The sequence below is a fragment of the Aliidiomarina sp. genome (assembly GCF_022565475.1).
Lineage (GTDB): Bacteria > Pseudomonadota > Gammaproteobacteria > Enterobacterales > Alteromonadaceae > Aliidiomarina.
Genome location: NZ_JAIUMR010000001.1, coordinates 236293 through 252152 on the forward strand (window position 1 = coordinate 236293; position 15860 = coordinate 252152).

The 15860-nt window shown below is 49.6% G+C and carries 17 protein-coding genes and 1 riboswitch; of the genes, 5 read left to right on the top strand and 12 right to left on the bottom strand.

Annotation, left to right across the window (positions count from 1 at the left end; genetic code table 11):
- Positions 1–26 precede the first annotated feature (26 nt).
- From lysC to syd, 3 genes are all read right to left on the bottom strand, one after another.
- Complete coding sequence (gene lysC, locus LAT77_RS01035) at positions 27–1394, bottom strand: lysine-sensitive aspartokinase 3 (RefSeq protein ID WP_290562676.1); 1368 nt, start codon at positions 1392–1394, stop codon at positions 27–29.
- 71 nt (positions 1395–1465) lie between these two features.
- Positions 1466–1662: riboswitch (Lysine riboswitch) on the bottom strand.
- Positions 1663–1731: 69 nt separating this feature from the next.
- On the bottom strand, positions 1732–2382 hold the full coding sequence (locus LAT77_RS01040) for a GNAT family N-acetyltransferase (RefSeq protein WP_290562677.1): 651 nt from the start codon (positions 2380–2382) through the stop codon (positions 1732–1734).
- A gap of 96 nt (positions 2383–2478) precedes the next feature.
- Positions 2479–3033 carry a SecY-interacting protein gene (gene syd, locus LAT77_RS01045; protein WP_290562678.1) on the bottom strand — a complete coding sequence of 185 codons (555 nt, stop codon included), beginning with the start codon at positions 3031–3033 and terminating at the stop codon, positions 2479–2481.
- A 59-nt stretch (positions 3034–3092) separates the two neighbouring features.
- On the opposite strand from syd, the gene queF reads away from it, so the two are divergent.
- From queF to LAT77_RS01070, 5 genes are all read left to right on the top strand, one after another.
- Complete coding sequence (gene queF / locus LAT77_RS01050; protein ID WP_290562679.1) at positions 3093–3953, top strand: NADPH-dependent 7-cyano-7-deazaguanine reductase QueF; 861 nt, start codon at positions 3093–3095, stop codon at positions 3951–3953.
- A 150-nt stretch (positions 3954–4103) separates the two neighbouring features.
- Positions 4104–5462 (top strand): nucleotide 5'-monophosphate nucleosidase PpnN, encoded by a 1359-nt coding sequence (ppnN, locus tag LAT77_RS01055; RefSeq protein ID WP_290562680.1) that lies wholly within the window; start codon positions 4104–4106, stop codon positions 5460–5462.
- Between the two features lie 3 nt (positions 5463–5465).
- Positions 5466–5846: a DUF3192 domain-containing protein gene (locus LAT77_RS01060; protein ID WP_290562681.1), complete on the top strand. Its 381-nt coding sequence runs from the start codon at positions 5466–5468 to the stop codon at positions 5844–5846.
- A 206-nt stretch (positions 5847–6052) separates the two neighbouring features.
- The gene (locus tag LAT77_RS01065) at positions 6053–7057 is read left to right on the top strand and encodes an isocitrate dehydrogenase (RefSeq protein ID WP_290562682.1); all 1005 of its coding nucleotides are present in this window, start codon (positions 6053–6055) and stop codon (positions 7055–7057) included.
- 176 nt (positions 7058–7233) lie between these two features.
- Positions 7234–9711, top strand: coding sequence for a mechanosensitive ion channel domain-containing protein (locus tag LAT77_RS01070; protein WP_290562683.1), 2478 nt, complete (start codon positions 7234–7236; stop codon positions 9709–9711).
- A gap of 26 nt (positions 9712–9737) precedes the next feature.
- On the opposite strand, the gene LAT77_RS01075 is transcribed toward LAT77_RS01070, so the two are convergent.
- The 9 genes from LAT77_RS01075 to LAT77_RS01115 all read right to left on the bottom strand — a co-directional run bounded on the left by LAT77_RS01075 (position 9738) and on the right by LAT77_RS01115 (position 15855).
- Positions 9738–10184 (bottom strand): YbjN domain-containing protein, encoded by a 447-nt coding sequence (locus tag LAT77_RS01075; protein WP_290562684.1) that lies wholly within the window; start codon positions 10182–10184, stop codon positions 9738–9740.
- Positions 10185–10384: 200 nt separating this feature from the next.
- Positions 10385–11455 (bottom strand): 23S rRNA (cytidine(2498)-2'-O)-methyltransferase RlmM, encoded by a 1071-nt coding sequence (gene rlmM / locus LAT77_RS01080; protein WP_290562685.1) that lies wholly within the window; start codon positions 11453–11455, stop codon positions 10385–10387.
- A gap of 39 nt (positions 11456–11494) precedes the next feature.
- The gene (locus LAT77_RS01085) at positions 11495–12088 is read right to left on the bottom strand and encodes an alpha/beta fold hydrolase (RefSeq protein WP_290562686.1); all 594 of its coding nucleotides are present in this window, start codon (positions 12086–12088) and stop codon (positions 11495–11497) included.
- Positions 12085–13005, bottom strand: a complete 921-nt coding sequence (locus LAT77_RS01090) for a transcriptional regulator GcvA (protein ID WP_290562687.1) — start codon at positions 13003–13005, stop codon at positions 12085–12087. Before LAT77_RS01090 ends, LAT77_RS01085 begins: the two co-directional genes overlap by 4 nt.
- A 20-nt stretch (positions 13006–13025) precedes the next feature.
- A complete protein-coding gene (locus LAT77_RS01095) occupies positions 13026–13316 on the bottom strand; it encodes a transcriptional regulator (protein WP_290562688.1) in 291 nt (96 codons plus the stop codon).
- Positions 13306–13836, bottom strand: a complete 531-nt coding sequence (locus tag LAT77_RS01100) for a hypothetical protein (RefSeq protein ID WP_290562689.1) — start codon at positions 13834–13836, stop codon at positions 13306–13308. The genes LAT77_RS01095 and LAT77_RS01100 overlap by 11 nt, the downstream gene beginning before the upstream one ends.
- A gap of 109 nt (positions 13837–13945) precedes the next feature.
- Positions 13946–14536 (bottom strand): hypothetical protein, encoded by a 591-nt coding sequence (locus LAT77_RS01105; protein WP_290562690.1) that lies wholly within the window; start codon positions 14534–14536, stop codon positions 13946–13948.
- A gap of 57 nt (positions 14537–14593) precedes the next feature.
- Positions 14594–15289, bottom strand: coding sequence for a GPP34 family phosphoprotein (locus LAT77_RS01110; protein ID WP_290562691.1), 696 nt, complete (start codon positions 15287–15289; stop codon positions 14594–14596).
- Entirely contained in the window at positions 15286–15855 is a 570-nt protein-coding gene (locus LAT77_RS01115) for a DUF1415 domain-containing protein (RefSeq protein WP_290562692.1), read from the bottom strand. The genes LAT77_RS01110 and LAT77_RS01115 overlap by 4 nt, the downstream gene beginning before the upstream one ends.
- Positions 15856–15860 lie beyond the last annotated feature (5 nt).

Genomic DNA, 15860 nt, shown 5'->3' on the forward strand with positions numbered 1-15860 from the left:
AATAGCACAGCGCAACGGCCGCGTTGTTACTCTAGAAAACCTTGATGTAAGGTTTGTAGAACGCCGGCCGCATCGGCTTCGCGCACCAAAAAACATAAGTTATTTGGACTTGCGCCTTGACTGATCATGCGAATATTACTGTCGGCAATGCAGGAAAAAATACGACTGGCAACTTTCGGCGTATTTGATAGCTGATGGCCAATGACAGCAATCAAGGCTAAATTGTCTTCCACTGTTACTTCGCACAAAGCTTCTAACTCACCCATTAACGCAGGCGTTACCAATCGCTTGCCAGAAGAATGTGAACCGGTAGAGTCGAGCGTTAAGGCAACCGAAACTTCTGAGGTGGTAATCAAATCGACCGAGATACGGTGCCGAGCAAGGATGGCAAAAAGTTCGGCTAAAAAGCCGCGAGCATGCAGCATATTCAAGCTGCGCACCGTCAAGAGAACCTGTCCACGGCGCACGCTGAGCGCTCGGCAAACGGGCCGTTCCGTGGTTTGATGGCGAATCCAAGTACCTGCTTTCTCGGGTTCCCGACTGCAACCAACAAACACTGGAATCTGCGCGCGTTGCGCTGGCAATAGCGTTGCTGGATGCAAAATTTTAGCGCCAAACGTTGCCATTTCCGCGGCTTCAGCGAACGTAATTTCGGTAATCGGTCGCGCCGTTGGAACTTGCCGCGGGTCACAGGTGTAGATTCCATCCACATCGGTCCAAATCTGCAACGCATGGGCGTCGAGCGCTTCAGCAAATAGCGCGGCGCTATAATCCGAGCCACCACGCCCCAGCGTCGTCGTTCGACCAGCTGCATCAGCACCGATAAAGCCTTGGGTGACGACACAATAGTTATTCAGTAAATCACTTAGGTGCTCATTAACCAGCATACCAATCCGTTTTGGCCGCGGCTCTGCATGACCGAAATGGCTATCCGTTCGAATGACGTCACACGCGTTAAAGTCCCGCGCTGTGCAACCACGTTGACGTAGCACTTCTGCTAACAACAACGACGAGCAGCGTTCACCCAGTGCCAACAACTCATCTTGCTGCGCTTCGGTTTGCTGTTCAGCTAATTGTTGACTTAATTGAGCCATGTTAACGAGGTAGTCACGAACCTGAGCTGCCACTTCAGGTGCCGGTTCAAGCTTCGCCTGTATCGCATGCTGAATTTGCATAATCTCGCTGAGCAACTGCGCTCGTGCACTTTCATCGACAACTCCGGCAGCAAGCTCGGCAAGACGATTGGTGACCCCAGCGGCAGCACTCACGACAACTAAACGAATGGAAGGGTTTTCTTGAATAATATCAGCACAGCGTTGCAGCGCCTCAAAATTCGCGACCGACGTGCCACCAAATTTGGCGACGATGATGGGGAAATTAGAATGTAATTGCATGCGCTCCGAACCTTAGATTTGTTCGCAGAGCTTAGGAACGAGGATACCCTACCATTTGGCGAGTTAAATTTCGCTCCAGAAGCTCTCCACCATAAACAACGATAGTATATTCACTATCTGGTGACAGCCTGAGGGATTCAGCCCCCATGACCGATTATTGTGTTCCCGTGCTGCACAATAACCTCGGCATTACTCCCCCTCAAATAGCTTCTTGGTGTCAACGGGACACTCCGCTCTTCTACCTGGGTAATGCACCTCTTCTGGTATTTCGCTAACGTGTTAGCGAAAGAGCGCAGATTTGACCTAAATTTGCGCCAAAAGTCAACACAACCCGCAATTAATCGTCGTGTAAGGCTTCGTCGTCGCGCGCTAAGAACATCAGTTGCCCGGTAATTTCACCGACCGTCACGTCACGTAAAAAATGGAAACCACGTTGAGCGAAGAAACGAGCATACTCAGGGCGAGTCGCCAACACCGCGATACCTGTCGATTCGCGATCCTGACTGAGCACATCTCGCGCTGCATGAATCAACAAATCACCTAACCCTTGCTGACGATAGCGCTCATGGACTGCAATAAACGTCAACATGTGGTAATTCGACACGGGCATGGCGTCGTCGATGAGCCGTTCCTTCTCCAGCATTTGCCGCGTGCTAACAAAACCCGCGGTGAGTAACATCCGCAGTCGCCAATGCCAGAAGCGCTCAGGCGTAAACGCCTGACCTTGACGGGTAATACAGACGACCCCTTCAAGCGTGTCACCGGCAAACAAACCAATCATCGGCTGTTGATGCTGATAAAAGGCATTGAGCTCCTCACGAATCGCAGCGCGTAGACGTTGCTCATACCCTTCTTTATCGGCTTTAAAGATCACTTGAAAGGTCGGATCATCGAGGTAAGCTTTGAGCAACAGGGACGCTGCAGGCGCTAAGTCATTGTCACTCAAGTACACCAAGTTACTTTCTAATTCGCGTTCGGCGGCTTGCATGTAATCGTCTCAAAATCGGGGAACCAGTGGTCACTTTAAAACAAATGCCAACGGCTTGTCGATAACAATGCATTAACAATTTTGTGTGGCTTTCGCTCACTCGCCTTGATCCACAATCGGCTCAAGCCGCTCTAAAAACATCTCCATATCCCCAGCTAAAATGGCATGTTGCTCCTTGCCAACGTACTCAAGACCGACCGCTCCCGTCTCATTATTGACCGTAAGAAGAAGATCATCTTCATCCGTTAAGCCAATAAATAACGTAATGGGTTGCCGTAGTCGCTGTTTCATCAGCACGTGGCCAATGAGATTTTGTTGCAAGCGCTCTCCATCTTCAGGATGCATAACCTGCAGCAAAACCAGAAATTGGTCACGAAAGCGAACCATGAGGTCACCCGCATAAAACGAGTTAAAAAAACCCTGAACCGAGGCTTGAATTGGCATTTCCAAACCTTTTTCAACGCCACTAAAGTCTAGTGCCGGTGTTTGTTCGACCGCTTGCCAGGCAATTTCACCGGATTTCGGTTTACCGCGGTAACACGGCGCATCCCAATTGGAAAGATACTCTGTGCGCGGCAATGTTCCGGCCGCTTCGTAGGCTTGCTGATAGCGTTGATGAAGCGTTTGCATTGCTTGATAAATCGACTGCATCTGGTCTCTTCCCTCAGAAATTCATACAATAGACGCATTCTACGCAGAGGACTCCGGAAATGCCAACGCCGAACCAAGACACGCTTGCCCATCTAAAGCTTGGACAAGCCACCGACTACCCTACTCAATTTGATGCGACTCTGCTGCAAGCCGTGCCGCGCCAGATGAATCGCGACAGCCTAAACATTCATGCCGACAACCTGCCGTTCGTGGGCCGTGACTTATGGACCTGTTACGAACTCTCGTGGCTACAACCCAACGGCGTGCCGGCGGTTGTCATTGCCGAGGTTGAGGTGCCCGCCGACAGTCCAAACTTGATTGAATCGAAGTCATTTAAACTGTATTTAAATGGCTACAATCAGAGTATCTTCGCTTCCACAGAGGTGGTCGCGAAGCAGCTGCAAACCGATTTAAGTGGGTGTGCAAACAGCACCGTTGCGGTTCGTTTGTATTCACTGCACGAATATAGTCAATTGGGTATCAGCGAGCTTCCCGGCGATTGTATCGATCACGAACCTGTCGACATTCACAGCTATGATTATCAGCCTGCGATCTTGCAAGAATTGGTCAACGCAGATGCGCAGCACGTTAAGGAATCGCTGCACAGCCACCTATTAAAGTCGAACTGTTTGATTACCAACCAACCCGACTGGGGCTCTGTACTGATTCAATATCAAGGCCGACAGATTAATCGGGCGGCGTTGCTGGCCTATTTAGTCTCATTTCGCAACCATAATGAGTTTCATGAACAATGCGTTGAACGGATTTATACCGACTTGCAACGTTACGGTGAATTTTCACAACTAACGGTACTTGCCCGTTATACCCGTCGTGGCGGTCTAGATATTAACCCGATGCGCGCCAGTGCCCCCGAGTTACTTGACCCGAAATTGCAGCGTGCTCGCCTTGCGCGGCAATAGTTTGTGGCCATAACCGACGGCAAATAAAGTTGATTCTTTTGGCGAAAGGCGCGTACTCTTACGTGTTCGCAAAAATTTAATAAAAATAGATTAGATTGGATGAGGAAGAAAGCCACGCAAAAGCCAAGTGGCTAGGAGTAAAGAAAACTTATGCGTATATCATTATCCCCACAGGGCAGCATGTCGTTGCTCTCACAAATTGAAATCGATCGTCTGCAACAAAGCACGGACAGTCCTTTATATAAATTATTTCGCAATTGTGTCTTAGCCGTCTTAAACGTTGGCAGCCATACTGACAATAGCGCCGAGATTTTTGACCAGTATGAAGACTTTGAAGTTAATGTTCTACGCCGCGAGCGTGGCGTTAAGCTCGAGCTCATTAACCCACCTTCGTCAGCGTTTGTCGATGGCGAGCTGATCGTCGGTATCCGCGAACACGTTGAAGCGGTGTTACGCGACATTTTATTCGTCGGTGAACGTTATCCCCATGATGTGCTGGTCAACATGAGTACCCGCCATCTCACCCATGTCACGTTTGACATTCTCCGTAACGCCGGAGTGGTCAAACCGATTCAAGAGCCGGACATGGTCGTTTGCTGGGGCGGTCACTCCATATCTGAGAACGAATATAAGTACACCAAAGTGGTCGGCTATGAACTCGGTTTACGCGCATTTAATGTGTGTACCGGGTGCGGGCCGGGGGCAATGAAAGGCCCAATGAAGGGCGCGACCATCGGTCATGCCAAGCAACGGATTAAAGACGCGCGGTATTTCGGTCTTACTGAACCGGGAATTATTGCTGCCGAGCCGCCAAACCCAATCGTTAACGAACTCGTCATCATGCCGGATATCGAAAAGCGCTTGGAAGCCTTTGTCCGCGTTGCCCATGCCATTATTATTTTCCCCGGTGGCGCCGGTACTGCGGAAGAATTGCTTTACCTGCTCGGAATTCTGATGCATCCGAACAATAAAGATCAAGAACTACCTGTCGTGCTCACTGGCCCAGAAAGTGCGCGCCCTTATTTTGAGCATTTGGATCAGTTTATTGCGAAGACACTTGGTGAATCGGCCACGCAGTATTACAAAATCATCATTAACGATCCGCAAGCGGTCGCTCAGCATATTCAAACTGGGATGGCTGCCGTGAAGCGCTATCGGCAGGACAGCGGCGACGCCTATCACTTCAACTGGACCTTGCACATTGAAGAGCCGTTCCAACAACCGTTCGAACCAACTCATGAGAATGTAGCCAAGCTCAACTTGCATCTCGATCAGCCGAAAGAACAACTGGCGGCCGATTTGCGTCGCGCTTTCTCCGCAATTGTGGCGGGTAACGTCAAAGAGCCAGGATTGCGCGAAATTCGCAAGCACGGACCGTATAAAATCTCGGGCGAGCCACAATTCATGGCAGAACTCGACGAACTGCTGCAATCTTTCGTTGAGCAGGATCGCATGAAACTCCCAGGTGGTACAAAATACCAACCGTGTTACCAAGTCATTAAAGGTTAATTTGTGAAAAAAGGGTTTCTGATTGCATTCATAGGGTTTGTCATTTACGCCGTTGTTGCAGGTGGCATCCTTCATTTCTACACTGCAAACCCAGAAACCATGACCTGGCGTGAGCGCGAGATTTTTAATCGCAAGTATATTGGCCGCTTAAAAATCGGTACCACTCGTGATGAAGTCTTGCGCTTGCTCGGGCCACCGGATATCAGTGAAGCGCGCGCAGCCTCCGATGGTCGCAACGTGTTGATCCTGTTCTACCGTACCCATCATGTAAAATCGGACGGCATTACCACCCGCGATGAAACAACTCCGTTATTGTTCACTGACAATTTGTTGTTCGCGTGGGGCGAAGCTGCCTACGAAGCCGAATTTGGTCCGTTGAAATAGTCAACGGCAACCGCTATTCAGTTACTTAACATTCTGTTAACCCCCATTTTTTACCGTGATACCGACTATAGTCGTAGCAAGCCTGCTAGTCGGATGGGCGGAAAAATGGTATAAAGTGCGGCTAAGATTTTATGCTGATGGCGGCTATTCATGATATCGCGGTCAGCACTATCCATTTATATCAGCAGTATCAGAAGGGTCAACGCATGAGCAGAACAATTACCGTCATCCCGGGCGATGGAATCGGTCCGGATATTATCGAGTCAGCCGTAAAAATCATGGATAAGGCCGGTTGTGATTTCATTTACGAATACGCCGATGCAGGCTTAGTTGCGCTCGAGAAACACGGTGAACTATTACCAGCAACAACCCTCGATGCGATTAAACGCAACGGTATCACCTTGAAAGGTCCCCTGACGACGCCAGTCGGTGGTGGCTTTACCTCCATTAACGTAACCCTACGCAAGCAGTTTGGCCTATACGCCAACGTGCGTCCGGTCAACAGCTTCAAAGGCACAAAAGCGCGCTACGAAGACATCGACATCATTACCGTGCGGGAAAACACCGAAGGCATGTACTCGGGCTTGGGGCAAACCACCAAAGAAGATGGTAGCGAAGCTGAAGCGATGAGCCGAGTCACCCGCACTGGCTGTGAGCGCATTGTTCGTTTTGCATTTGAACTTGCCCGCCGTGAAAATCGCAAAAAAGTGACCGCGGTGCATAAAGCCAACATTTTGAAAACGACTTCAGGTATGTTCCTCGCCGTCGCGCGTGAAGTCGCGAAAGACTACGCCGACATTCAGTTTGAAGAAATGATCGTCGACGCCACCTGTATGAAGCTAGTTATGACGCCAGAAATCTTCGACGTGATTGTGACCACCAACCTGTTTGGTGACATCCTGTCCGATCTATGTGCTGGTTTGGTGGGTGGTTTAGGGATGGCTCCGGGTGCAAACATTGGCCCTGACTGTGCCATTTTTGAAGCCGTACACGGTTCAGCACCGGATATCGCCGGCCAAAATCTCGCGAACCCGAGCTCAGTAATTTTAGCGTCAATTCAAATGCTCGAGCACCTTGGCATGCACGAGCAAGCGAAGAACATCTTAGCGGCGCTGCGCGATGTCATTGAATCGGGTGACCGCACGACCCGCGACCTAGGTGGCAGCCATGGCACGATGGATTTCACGCAAGCTATTTTAGACCGCCTATAAGAACTGCGTGGTTCAACCTCGATAAGCCACAGCGACTTGCTGTGGCTTATCTCTTTCCGCAATACCTCGATTGCAGCAGTTCACACCAGCGTATGACCAAGCAAACGCTAGCATTCACGCCGAAATCAAAGTAAGCTTTTAGCTGATTTTATCGAACCGATAACGAGTTGATTTCTATGCAACACACTTCCCGCCTCAGGGGCTTATTACTGTGTTTTACCGTCGGTCTGTTGGCCGTTTTTATATTTGGCGTGTCGACGCAGCGAGCCGCTGCCCAAGAATCTACTCATGAATCCGTTGCCCTCGAACAAAATCTCAGTGCAGAGATTGCCCGCCTGCAATACCAGCTTGAAGAAGTCCGTGAGAATCGCGCCGATTTAACCGCGCAGTATGCGGTGTTATCCGGAAGTCAGCTTTTGCACCGCGTCTTGCAAGAGCAACGTGCGGCATTACCCAGCGTCAATCGCCGCGACGTTAACGACCAGCTCGCTCAATTAAGGCTCGATTTGTTCTATTTACAACGCGAAATTCGTACCGCAACTGCAGCGTCACAACCCCTACTTGTCGAGCAACAACACTTGCTGCAACAACGCATCGATCAACGTGTTACTTATATGCGCCTACAGCAAGAGCTGCAACTCGAAGTCCAAGCTTTTGCCTTGGAATTGGAAGAGTTCCTTTTTTGGACACCAAGTAACCCACGCCTTAACGCAGATTGGTTTATGAACTTCCCGGCGCAACTGCAACGCCAAGGACAACGCATGCAGCAATCGGTAACGACGATGCTGCGTCATAGCGAATTTCGTCCGACGTTAACTGCCATCGGACTACTCATCTTGCTTTTAGTCCTCATTTGGCAGCATCGACGTATTCAAGCGCTGCTCACTGACCAGCAAGGGCTCATGAACAACAGCGAACAGCCACCTTCACCATGGCTGATTGCCCGAGCACTGGCCAAAGTTATTCTCTATGTCGCACCGCTATCGCTGGCGCTGCTGCTTGTTGGCCAATTCATTGGTAGTGATGAAACCACAGAGCACCTGCAACCGCACAAGGTCTTTACCGCCTTGGCGCTGGCGCTCTTCATGATTAGTTTCCTACGCAAAGTTCTTAAACCCGCAGGTTTCGCGGAAGCATTTTTCCAATGGCCAAGCGCAAACTGTGCCATGCTCAAGCGTTACATCGAATTATTTGCGCTTGCGTTGTTACCGCTGACGGTCATTCTCGCTTTTGCAAGCCAGCAAACCAGTCTCTATGCGCAAGATATGGTCGGTTCACTCAGCCTTGTGCTCGCTGGCCTTTATCTTGCTGGCATCAGTACTTGGTTATTTTCCCGTTTACCGACCTTGTATAACTCCTTATTCGTCCATCGATTAATAGCAGCGGCCGTTATCTTCTTGCCACTTAGCTTAGTCTGGATGGTCGCGACCGGTTACTACTACACCGCACTGCGACTGAGTGGCTACTACCTCGCCACCTTCTATGTAATGACCATTTGGGTCATTCTTGAGGCCAGTATTCGCCGAGCGATTCAGCTTTCCAGCGAGACATTGAAGCGGGAGCGGGACGCTGAGCTTGCATTGGTCACAGACGAGCAATCGATCGCTGATCAAGACATTGAAAATGCTGCCCCAGTCGTGACTCCGGTCAAAGACTACGCTGACATCGAACAAGCAGAAGCGCAATCGCTGCGCCTCGGTCGTTTTTTCCTGTTGGTTCTTTTCACTTTTATCTTGTTCACCGTTTGGTCAGACGCTCTCAGTGCCTTGCATTATCTCGATAGCCAATATATTTGGGATAACGAACAAGGCATTCAGTTTATACCTGTCAGCATTGGTGCACTGATGACGGCATTCTTTATTATCGTCGTCAGTATCGTCCTGATTCGCAATTTACCCGGCTTGCTTGAAGTGATGTTCCTCTCACGTCTTAAACTAGAAATGGGCACCTCGTACGCGGTCACCTCATTAACCAATTATGTCCTGATCAGCATCGCGATTGTCTCGGTGTTTGCCGTCTTAGGTGTAAAATGGGAGCAACTGCAATGGCTCGCTGCTGGTCTAACGGTCGGTTTAGGGTTTGGTTTGCAGGAAATTTTCGGTAACTTCATCAGCGGACTGATCTTGTTCTTCGAACGCCCCGTTCGTGTCGGTGACATTGTCACGCTGAATAACTTATCGGGACGCGTTTCAAAGATCAAAATTCGCGCGACTGTGATCACCGACTTCGACCGCCGTGACATTGTCGTACCTAATCGCAGCTTTATAACGGGTCAATTCGTCAATTGGTCATTGAGCAATACCATCACCCGGATCACCGTCAAAGTTGGTGTTGCTTATGGCTCTGATCTCGAGAAAACACGGCAAATTCTACTCGAAATTGCCGATCAAGAAGAACGTGTACTGAAAGAGCCAGCGCCTCAAGTTCTGTTTTTATCCTTTGGCGAAAGTACTTTAGATCACGAGCTACGCATGCATGTGGGTGGCCTTTCCGACCGCAATCCAACCATTGACGCGGTGAATCGGGAAATCGACAAGCGCTTCCGCGCTGCCGGAATTGAAATTGCCTTTAACCAAATTGACGTGCATTTTCGCAATGACTTGGGTGTCGAAAAACTCATTCAGCAGGAAAATCGACAAAGTAAAGACTCATGAAAAAACGCCCCGAGGGGCGTTTCTGCTTACATCACGACATCATTCAACCACGCCAAAAATGAATAGCGCGCCGTCATTAAAAAGTCTTTCACTCGACGCTCGGTGATACCGCCAGCGAAGTCTAAGTCAAGTTCCAAGACCGGGTGGCCTTCTGTCGTCCAATAGGAGCGAGAGTAGCTTTTGCTACGGTTCCAGTCGTTGACACGGGTTTGGATATCGCCGTTAGACTCAGTAAACACCGTGAAAAATTGCGCCATCTCATTGTTTTTTGCAACGATGATGTAGGTATTATATCCCTCAATTTTCCATAAAATGTCGCCATCGTCGTCAATCGATACGGCATAACCTTCCGATTTCATGAGTTCCAACATAGCCTCGACACTGGTACTTTCGAGAATCGGCTCGGCGGTTGCGGAAGGGCTAACACTCAAGAAAAATAAGCTTACACAAATAACGCGTAGTAATTGCTGCATACAAATCCCTTAAAAATGGAAGTTCTGCGCTGATAATCCGAAGTGAAAAGCGCATTGTGCAGGAGTATTTGTGAGAAACTGAATTGCGTCAAGTGAAAAAGTGTTGCAACGTATACGTTAGGGAATAACTTCGATTTTGACCCGGGCCAGTCCCGCTTGGGTGTCGGCAATTTCACTGAACGACGCCTAAAAGGCGACGTTTATGATTTCAGTTTTTTGCGCAAGTACACCGTAATCTCTTCGCGATCATGGTACAAATGTTTCGCAGAGAGTTCATAGCCACGAACTTCTTCTTCGGCCAAGCGATTGTGGATCGCTTCAAGGTACTGTTGTACCGCTGCGTAGCGCTTCTTCATTGGTAATTTCAGGTTAAACATGGCGTCGTGGCACCATTCGCCAATGAACCAGTCCGCCATTAAATGCGCCACCCGAACCGGCTTTTCCACCATGTCACAGACTAACCAACGGATGTTGCGTTTTTTCGGTAGAAAGGTAAAACCGTCCTCACGGAAATGTTTCACTTGTCCGGTTTCCATCAGTCCTTCATCCATCGCACCATTGTCAACCGCGCTGACCATCATGCCATAGTAGACCAATACCGACGTCCACCCGCCAGGACAAGCGCCGAGGTCGACGGCATTCATGCCAGAACTGACGCGAGCTTCATACTCGGCTTCTGGGATCATGACTTTAAAGCCCTCTGCGAGCTTCGCAGCCGAGCGACTAGGTGCACCTTTGGGTGTTCGAATGCGTGGAATCCCCATCGGGAACGGCGAATGGTTGTAGGAATAGGAATAGCCGACAACGGCCGAGTGCGTGCTACGAAACATGACGTGTAAAACCGGTCGATTGGTGATCTCTTTGTCGGCGAGTATTCCAGATTCACGCAGTGCGACCGTCAATGGTTTACTAATCTTTTTACACAGGCCCGATAGTGACCGCCCGTCATTGGTGTCACTGGTCTCAATCCACAAACGTCCACATAACTGTGTGCCTGCGAGCGCGGTGACAATCGGAGCGACACGATCGTCGACGGGCAAGTCATTGAGATCCGCCACGCGTACAAACAGTTGCCGCGCAAAAATCAGCGAACTGACTGGCAACTTGCGAGCCAAATGATCGCCCTCTTCCGGTTTGCACTCGAATGTAACCAGCGCAGAGTCTGGCTGCGCTTTACAATAGCCATACACGCCTAACGCTGCAGCACGCTCTTGGATTTCAGCAGCGCATTCAGCCTCAAAACCTGCACGACAATATAATAAAACAGCCATAACTTTTTAACCTTCGTGGTTGTTCAACGCCAAGCGTTGTTAACAACATTGTTGAATAAATTCATCGACCCAATCGGCGACCTGTTGCCATGATTGGTTTTGCGTCAGCCCGCTGCGTTTTGCTGCAACTAAATCATGATTTCCATCAGCAAGCCATTGGATAGCCACATTGTGAGGTAAACCATGACCGTTAACAAAGTCCGGTCGACCAAACGGATCCGCTGTTCCTTGAATAATTAAATTCGCCGCTCGCGTATTGACCAGATCAGCGAAACGATCCTTGTCCGGCTGCTTCGGTGGATGAAACGGAAAACCAAGTGCAATTGCTGCACGCGCATTGGCGGCATCAGCCGTCCGAAAAGCAACCCGCGAGCCCATCGACTTTCCAAGCAAGACAAATTTATCCTGTGGAAACTGCTCACGTAACGCTTGCACCTGGTCCAGCATCGCTTGATCCAACTTTACCGCGCGATCGGGAGGGCGCTTTGTACCACTCTCGAGCACTTTTTGCCAGTACGGAAAGGCAAAAGTGTGCACTTTGTAACCTTTTTCGCCTAATTTAGCCGCAACGGACTGCATGAAGTCACTCTCGGGGCCTGCACCAGCCCCATGAGCAAAGACAATACGAATCATGACAAGTAAGTTCCCTGTGCCCGGGTCTCTGCTTCGTCGAGTTCGACTTCCGAGAGCAGCCAATCACGAAAACGTGCCACTTTACCCACGTCCGCTTGTGACTCACGACAGACCATAAAAAAGGCGTCATTGGTGGGTAACGCTTGCGGGAAAACTCGAACTAAATGACCACTGTCAAGCTCCGGCTTGGCTAAAACACTATTCGCTAAGGCTATGCCTTGACCGTGCACAGCGGCTTTCAACGCCAAAGCAGAATGTGAAAACACCGGACCTGATTTTTTCGCCGGTGGCTCCTCATGGACTAACTCAAACCATTCGCGCCACGCATTGCGGGTTTCGTCATGCAGGAGCGTATGTTGTTTGAGGTCAGCAGGTGTCGTTAACGGTTTTGGACCTTGCAATAATAACGGTGAGCAAACCGGAATTAAAAACTCTTTATGTAAACGATAGGCTTTTACCCCTGGCCAACTACCGCGGCCATAATAAATGGCGATATCCACATAGTCAGTCAAGGACCCGGTAATTTCGTCGACGGCTTTGAGACGAACATCAACTTCAGGATGTTGTTCATGAAAACGACTCAGACGCGGAACAAGCCAAAGAATCGCGAACCCCGGCGGTACACACACTGTTAAGGAACCCTGCTCACTGGCTAGCATAATCTTCGACGTTGCTAAGGTCAGTTGTTCAAACATCTGCCGAATTTCAAGGTAGTAGTTCTGCCCTGCCTCGGTTAACAATAACGCTCGATTACGCCGCAAAAACAATGCGATGCCAAGATAGTCTTCCAAAGCCTTCACTTGATGACTGACGGCTGCTTGGGTGACGAACAACTCTTCGGCGGCTTTAGTAAAGCTCAAATGCCGAGCAGCTGCCTCAAATGAGCGTAATGCATTTAACGGTGGTAATTTACGCATACTGTTAATCCGTTCCTCTGTTAAGTCGCCAGAGCCGCAATGACACGTAACGCGTCAAGATGCTTTTGAAAGGCGCGTTGCCCGTCTTTACTCAAGCTATACCAACTCCGTGGGCGTCCTGTGCTCGGGACTTTGCGAATGGTCAAATAGCCGGCATCATCTAAATACTTCAATTGCTTCGACAATACCGAGTCGGAAACACCCAGTTCGTCCCGTAGCAAGGCAAATTCCATTTCATCGGCATTGGCTAATAACGCACAGATTTGTAATCGATGCACCGGATGAATCACCGGATCAAGTTCAGCCGACATCTTCAGCCTCCATCTCCTTGCGCCAAGTTGACATCCACACGCGTCCATAGATCTGCGCAATCACAAAGATCGATACAGCGCTGACCGGAATGATCCATTGATGGCCTTGACTGTTCAGCCACATACTCCCGAACAGATGAATAAGGTAAATCACAAAGAACGCATAAGACAACTTGCGGGTTTTACCGCGACGCCAGCCGGAAACCCACAGCGCTTGATTGGTGTAATGACGCAAGACCAGCGCCATACCAATACAGCCGACCGCAACGATAATAATGTCATACGGCATAGGCGCTGCATGGTGAATAACGAGAATAGCCATCAATAGCCCGATCACAGGGTCTTGCCACCACGGCACATGTAAATGTTTAACAATACTTTTCTTTTTTTCTTTTACTAGGTTTAGCGCCGCAACTGCGGCTTCGCGCTGTGCCTGCAGATCACTGCTGCTGTTCGTCGTCGCTGAGTCAGATTGATCTGTGGCGTTGCGCTCATTCTGCTGATTCGATTGCTGATTCATGTGGGTTTCTCCAACTAAGTTTCGCCATTTAACTTTCCACATCGGAAAGTAATAAAACAATAGCGATTACTTTCCACTCTGTCAATATATTATTTTCCAGTGTGGAAAATTAGTTTGAGCGAATTGCTTCAGCTCGCCATCCTAAGTCAGCTTTTTCAATACAAACCGGGTTACCTGCATCTACAAAGGCCTCGGCGAAAAACCACTCTTTAAACACCGACCACTGCCCCTCAATTGGCGAGTAGCACTGTCCGTTCGGCTGCTCGGCAACAAACTCCGGTGTACACAAGGCTAAGTCATCGGTTGGGCCAAACATGGCGTACGCATAGACCGCTTGGCAATGGTCGCTGAGATAATTACGAAACACTACGAGCCAGTTGTCCTCGTAGCGCACAATACTGAAACTGGGAACATTATTGGCAACCGCCGCAGCAATCACGCCACCGGCATCACCGTCTTCAACAGTGCGGAATTCGCCCGCTTCACGCACGCGTAATTGAATTCGTTCACCGTGACGCCAGGTAAGTGAATCAAATTCAGTTTCCTCAGCGGCGGCAACTAAGGCGTTAAGTCCTCGATTATTACGTTTTACCTCTTGCTCGATATAGCGCGTCACTTGCTCTGCCTCGGTGAGCGGTGGCTGGCCGCCACAGGCCGACAAGAACAACGCAAATGCAGCGAGTCCAACTAATTTATGCATGACATCACCCTTTCATGAATCTTATTCACTTTTATAGCCAAGTAACATGAATCATATTCATGTTGTAGCGACGGTAATTGCCGGAATCATGACCGCAACCATAATCGCTGCCTCAACCGCTTGCACCGCTTCGCGTGCCGCGTCACCGAGTACGTTCCCTTTCACGAGCTGTTTAATTCGGTCACGATGCTGGCGCAGTTCGCGCGCTGAAAACACCTGATTTAAAAGTCGAGCACCCTGACACAGGGCAATGATAATAACTGTGCGAGCGTCAATGGCTCTGCTCTCCTGCTCTTCTAGTACCGCCGCACGCATGCGCTCACGCAGCTCCTGCTCAGGTTGCGGATTGATTTCAGGATAGACACGACGGGTAAAGAGCCACATAACTTTTTCTTCATCGGCACTGACGACACCATGCTCGGCAAGGTTGCGCGCCACCTTATGCTGAATGTCTTTCAAGTGTGCTAACTGATTCACCCAAGTACGCAAAACTTTCGGACGCTTTGACGTTTTAATTTTCTCAATACATTCATTCAGTAACGCATCATCGCTAGCGCTATCATCGATGACTTCAACGTATTTGCGCCGCCCCTCAGCAATACGGATACGATTCTGTAACATGAGCTCGGCGATGACGGCTGCCGCCACCGCATAGCCCACATAGCTGCCACTTATCGTGCCCTTTTCCTCGCACAAGGCGAGCAGCATAATTTCTTCATAGAGATGCAAAGTAGGTTGCGATGGTTCAGTCATGTGTTGTCCTTAGGGGATTGCATAATCCGCTGCAAAATCGAGATGAAAAATTCCGCACCTTTGCGCCGAGCAAATTCAATATTGCGCTCTGGGATTGCTTCGGGGTTTTGGTATTCAGCTAACACGCTTGCAAGCGACGCTTCACGCAAAAAATGCAGCACCGGATACGGAGCCCGGTTGGTGAAATTAGCTGCATCCTGTTGCTCGCTATCGGCAAACTGATAGTCAGGATGGAAGGTCGCCAATTGATAGATACCTTCATATCCCTGTACTTCGAGTAACTCATTGGCGTAGTCGACAAGTTCAAGAAAATCCTGAAAATCAGCAAATCCATGGTCGAAAATCAATAGCGTTGTTTCCGTTTGTGGATGCGCATCAAGCCATTCGCATTCAGCCGCGCAGGCTAACAATGCCGCATCAAGCGTCGCCTGTGAGCAAACGACGTAACGAATCCGCTGCCGCTCTACTTCGACACGGGCAAATGGACAAAAATTATATTTGACGATTACATCGTTCACCCAAGTTGCCGTGCGGGCGATGACGTCATTCGCGGTGTTTTTCTGCATGGCTG

What these genes read in the sequence shown, in the direction of transcription:
- lysC (WP_290562676.1), bottom strand. Translation starts at nt 1,394, where the DNA reads ATGCAATTACATTCTAATTTCCCCATCATCGTCGCCAAATTTGGTGGC.
- LAT77_RS01040 (WP_290562677.1), bottom strand. Translation starts at nt 2,382, where the DNA reads ATGCAAGCCGCCGAACGCGAATTAGAAAGTAACTTGGTGTACTTGAGT.
- syd (WP_290562678.1), bottom strand. Translation starts at nt 3,033, where the DNA reads ATGCAGTCGATTTATCAAGCAATGCAAACGCTTCATCAACGCTATCAG.
- queF (WP_290562679.1), top strand. Translation starts at nt 3,093, where the DNA reads ATGCCAACGCCGAACCAAGACACGCTTGCCCATCTAAAGCTTGGACAA.
- ppnN (WP_290562680.1), top strand. Translation starts at nt 4,104, where the DNA reads ATGCGTATATCATTATCCCCACAGGGCAGCATGTCGTTGCTCTCACAA.
- LAT77_RS01065 (WP_290562682.1), top strand. Translation starts at nt 6,053, where the DNA reads ATGAGCAGAACAATTACCGTCATCCCGGGCGATGGAATCGGTCCGGAT.
- LAT77_RS01070 (WP_290562683.1), top strand. Translation starts at nt 7,234, where the DNA reads ATGCAACACACTTCCCGCCTCAGGGGCTTATTACTGTGTTTTACCGTC.
- LAT77_RS01075 (WP_290562684.1), bottom strand. Translation starts at nt 10,184, where the DNA reads ATGCAGCAATTACTACGCGTTATTTGTGTAAGCTTATTTTTCTTGAGT.
- rlmM (WP_290562685.1), bottom strand. Translation starts at nt 11,455, where the DNA reads ATGGCTGTTTTATTATATTGTCGTGCAGGTTTTGAGGCTGAATGCGCT.
- LAT77_RS01085 (WP_290562686.1), bottom strand. Translation starts at nt 12,088, where the DNA reads ATGATTCGTATTGTCTTTGCTCATGGGGCTGGTGCAGGCCCCGAGAGT.
- LAT77_RS01090 (WP_290562687.1), bottom strand. Translation starts at nt 13,005, where the DNA reads ATGCGTAAATTACCACCGTTAAATGCATTACGCTCATTTGAGGCAGCT.
- LAT77_RS01095 (WP_290562688.1), bottom strand. Translation starts at nt 13,316, where the DNA reads ATGTCGGCTGAACTTGATCCGGTGATTCATCCGGTGCATCGATTACAA.
- LAT77_RS01100 (WP_290562689.1), bottom strand. Translation starts at nt 13,836, where the DNA reads ATGAATCAGCAATCGAATCAGCAGAATGAGCGCAACGCCACAGATCAA.
- LAT77_RS01105 (WP_290562690.1), bottom strand. Translation starts at nt 14,536, where the DNA reads ATGCATAAATTAGTTGGACTCGCTGCATTTGCGTTGTTCTTGTCGGCC.
- LAT77_RS01110 (WP_290562691.1), bottom strand. Translation starts at nt 15,289, where the DNA reads ATGACTGAACCATCGCAACCTACTTTGCATCTCTATGAAGAAATTATG.
- LAT77_RS01115 (WP_290562692.1), bottom strand. Translation starts at nt 15,855, where the DNA reads ATGCAGAAAAACACCGCGAATGACGTCATCGCCCGCACGGCAACTTGG.